1 protein-coding gene is annotated in these 617 nt (G+C 47.8%); it reads left to right on the top strand.

The features are described 5' to 3' along the window. Positions 1 to 58: 58 nt before the first annotated feature. The coding region (locus RF647_RS19095; RefSeq protein ID WP_368813109.1) for a hypothetical protein at positions 59 to 617 on the top strand (559 nt) is incomplete at its 3' end.

The following is a 617-nucleotide window of genomic DNA, read 5'->3' as shown; positions in this document are numbered from 1 at the left end:
CGCGCGCGTATTGGTCAGCGTGACATATAACTAACAGGCATCGCCACAAGGAATAACAATGGCACACAGTCCTGGGACAACAGCTTTCCCACATTTTATTATTTTATTTGTCGTTTTAATCATGAGTACCTTTCACGCCAGGGCAGCCGTGGAGTGCCAGATTAACGATGATCAAACACGGTCTGTTGGGGACTTTACGGGTGGAAAACCAACGCTGAAAACGGTTGATACCGTCATTGCCCCCACGAAAATCAGTGCACTCTATCCCCTTAGCCTGACCCCTCAGTTAAGAAGTTTATGTTCAGCTGGCAAACATGGAGAAAACATCTTCACCTTAACACAGGCTAACCTGCAGGTGGGTAGCATTGATGGTAAAGCCTTATTCAAAACCAATGTCACTGGAATTGCATATGCACTGGCGTTTCGAACAACAGGTACGGGGGTCACGGCCTATTTTGCCCCTAGCACAAGCTGGTTTCTTACGTTCCATATGAACGATCAAGATGAATTATTGCAACTCCAAACCTGGGAGGCCGCCGTTGAATTTTACCAGCTTCCCAGCTTTGCCGGTATTTCGGCAAACGTGATGTCTGTTGGCCCCGCAGGAGGAACAATCG

Origin of the sequence: Kocuria sp. CPCC 205263 (assembly GCF_040981075.1) — a bacterium.
Classification (GTDB): domain Bacteria; phylum Actinomycetota; class Actinomycetes; order Actinomycetales; family Micrococcaceae; genus Kocuria; species Kocuria rosea.
This window is presented reverse-complemented; position numbering and strand designations above follow the sequence as displayed.